The following is a 3,393-nucleotide window of genomic DNA, read 5'->3' as shown; positions in this document are numbered from 1 at the left end:
ACCCCGCTGCGAACGCATTCGCGATGATATGACCAAGCCGCATGCACCCTCCACAGAAGAGTACCCGCCACGCCAAGCGAGCCGTGGCGGGTAATCAACCAACCGACGATGAAGGGACGATGATCGACGGTCACATTCCAAATGTCGAAAAGGCTGTGTTGTTTCACGGGTCAGACCTTTGCGCTTCTGCATTGGAGGTTCGTCGGTGCTACACGCGTGCCTGCCCGAACAACCATCTGCGCACGGCAAAGGACCGCCACCGATCAGCAATGACGGGCCCTGCCTCGAGACTGCTCGGCTGTAAACCAAGCTATGGACTGAACTTCGATTTCAGAAGCAGGTTCCCTTGATCTCCGAACTTGAACTTCAGTGGGTCGGCCCCTACTGGGGCGCCGAGGCGGACCCGGCCGAGGCTTGGGGGCCTCGACAGGCAGCGGGGGGACGCTGCCGCTTTCGAACCTGCCTCGTCATATCAGGACTAGCGCACAAAAAAGCCCGCCACCTTTCGGCAGCGGGCTCCTGGAGAGGCAGGCCATTTGGGGGACGGGTGCTGCCCCAACGAGTTTCCTTTTTGTCACGGCCCGATCTTTGTCAATAATGAAACGTTGCTTGGCTCGATGCGGACTGCGCCAAGGATGCTACAAGATTTTTGGATGCGGTGCGGACGAGAGATGGGGGCATCACTCGGACGCGACTGGCTCAGGCGGGCTACCGCATCCACTCCACCATCGCGTAATCTGAAAGTCCGCGCCCCAATGCCTCCACGGATGGAATGCTGATGGCATCCAACTTGCGCCATTCGGTTCCTGGCTATCAAAAAAGCCCGCCGCCTCTCGGCAGCGGGCAGTGTAGGTCCCTAGGATCACCCCGCGGTAACTAAAGTACACCCCGCCTCGCCAAAAGGGAAATGTTAGATTTCTCTAATGGATGATTCGGACCCTTGGGGCTCGCCGTGGCGTATCAAATACGGGAGCTTCTTGCGGGGCGGGTGATAGCCGAGTATCGCGCAGAAGCGCCGACCTCTTTCCGTGCAGCCGAAGGCGCAACTGGTCGACCTTTGACACTTCACCGGACGGGGGACTACTTCCTTGAGGTGACCGATGAGACCAGCGGGACAGTGTTCGCGTTTCAGTACGCCGACTTGCTCTACTGAGAGGGCTCGCCTCCGTTCGGCGCACTGTTGGGTGTTGCTGATTGAGCAGTGTGCACAGCGCCGTAATGATCTGCGGGGGGGAAGAACGGCTTGACAATCATCACGCTGTCTGGGACGCCTTCAGACCCCCAGGAAAACGCACCATCGCCGCTGATGTAGACCACAGGTAGGGTTGGGTTGGCTCGCCTGACGTGCCCGGCTACTTCCCACCCAGATTCTCGAGAGCCGAGACGGATGTCCGTAAGGAGGCCGGCGAACTTGTTTGGACCCTCATCAAACGCCTTTACGGCGGCTTCGGCACTCGGCACTCCTACGACGAGAAAGCCAGCGTCCTGCAAAGCAGATTCAAGGTCGAGCAGGAGCCTGTGGAATTCCAAACCCGTCGCCACCATCTCCCGTGAGGGTCTTCTGCGCCGCTTGCCTTGATGCAGTGTATGAATTCTTGGTGACCTAGTTGCTGGTCTCGGCAAAGAGCCGCTCCCGGTCCAGAAGGTCAATAACTTGTTCCGTTTTTCCTTACCCCAGAGCGTGGAGAGGCGCGCGCGGTTCCAGTCGCCTTCACCCTTGATGATCTCCTGAAGTGCCCCGCGGTCAATCACGATCTGCGACGGTCTACCCCTTGGTAGTCCCATTTCCGCGCAAGGGAGCAAACAATTTGGATTCGTCTGCGCATTTCGGATCAAAATGCAGTTCCGACCGTTAGACGCGCAGCCAGGTTGGAGGCAGCGATGAACGTCAGTGACGAAGCCACGAAATCTCTTTGGATGAAGGACACGGAGTTGCCCTCGGCCCCGCAACTGGAACAGGATGTGCTATGCGACGTGGCGGTGGTGGGGGCTGGCATGGCCGGCGTTTCTATTGCCTACGAACTTGCGCTGGCGGGACAGTCAGTGGTGCTGGTCGACAGGGGGCGGCTGCTCGGTGGGATGACTTGCCGCACGACCGCCCACTTGGCCCCGATCTGCGACGACGGCCTAAGCGAACTCGTCAAAATCCGCGGCGAGGATCTCGCTCGAGGTTTTCAAGAGAGCCAGCAAGCCGCTGTCGACCGGATCGAGGAACACGTCAGCGATCTTGAAATAGACTGCGACTTTCGTCGGCTCGACGGATTTCTTTTTCCCGCAGCCTGGATGGACGAAAAAGAAGCCACCAAGCAATGTGATGAAGAGTATGAAGCGGCCGGCAAGGTCGGCGCAGTCGCGGAACACGGCCGCGGCGTTCCGCTGAAAGGCCATGAAGCGGCGCCGGTGCTACGCTATCCCGATCAGGCCACGTTTCACCCACTGAAATATCTTCGTGCCCTGCTTGACGATTTCGGGGAGCGCGGAGGCAAGGCTTTTGCCGAAAGTGCCGTGACCGAGATCGAGGAGGGTGAACAGATCCGCCTTCGCGTGGAAGGGGGCGCAACCATCACCGCCGACAACGCCGTGTTTGCCACAAACTCGCCGGTCAATACGGTGGTGGCGATCCACAGCAAGATGGCGCCCTATCGGACCTATGCGATGGCATTCGAGCTGCCCAAAGCAACTCTTCCGGACGCGCTCTATTGGGATATGGACGATCCCTATTACTACGTTCGTCTCCAACCTGGGGAGGGTGACATCGACTATCTAATTGCGGGCGGTCGTGATCATAAATCTGGTGAAGCCGATGACGGCTCGGCGCGTTTCGATGCATTGGACGCCTGGATCCGGGCCCTTGTTCCGGAACTGGGCCAGGAAGCAGCGCGTTGGTCTGGCCAGGTTCTCGACACGATCGATTATTGCGGCTTCATCGGCCGTAATCCTGGCAGCAAGAACGTCTTTATCGCTACCGGGGATTCAGGACAAGGAATCACCCACGGAGCGTTGGCTGGCCTGCTCATCCGGGACCTTGTCGTCGGTGGATCCAGTGTGTGGGAGGAGGTTTATGCCCCCGATCGCAAGCCTCCCTTGGCATTGGTGAACTACGTTAGCGAGAACCTGACGGCGTTGAAGAATTTCGCGGAGTATCTGTTGCCCGGCGAGATCAAATCAGCCGCCGATCTGGAACCCGGTCAGGGCGGTATTCTCCGCGACGGTTTGAGCAAACTCGCCGTGTGCCGTGACCAAAACGGTGGAACGCACATGCATTCCGCCAGTTGCACGCATCTCGGCTGCATCGTCCATTGGAATTCGACCGAGCAGTGCTGGGACTGCCCCTGCCATGGCTCCCAGTTCTCGCCGGATGGAGCCGTTCTCAATGGTCCCGCTATCCGTCCT

1 protein-coding gene is annotated in these 3,393 nt (G+C 59.1%); it reads left to right on the top strand.

The window, feature by feature from the left end:
- Nucleotides 1-1,881 precede the first annotated feature (1,881 nt).
- On the top strand, nt 1,882-3,393 hold a 1,512-nt coding region (locus EN939_RS26150; RefSeq protein ID WP_164751223.1), incomplete at its 3' end, for an FAD-dependent oxidoreductase.

Source organism: Mesorhizobium sp. M7A.F.Ca.CA.002.05.1.1 (genome assembly GCF_003998335.1).
Lineage (GTDB): Bacteria > Pseudomonadota > Alphaproteobacteria > Rhizobiales > Rhizobiaceae > Mesorhizobium.
Note: the sequence above shows the minus strand (reverse complement) of the source record. Positions and strands in the feature narration are given on the sequence as shown.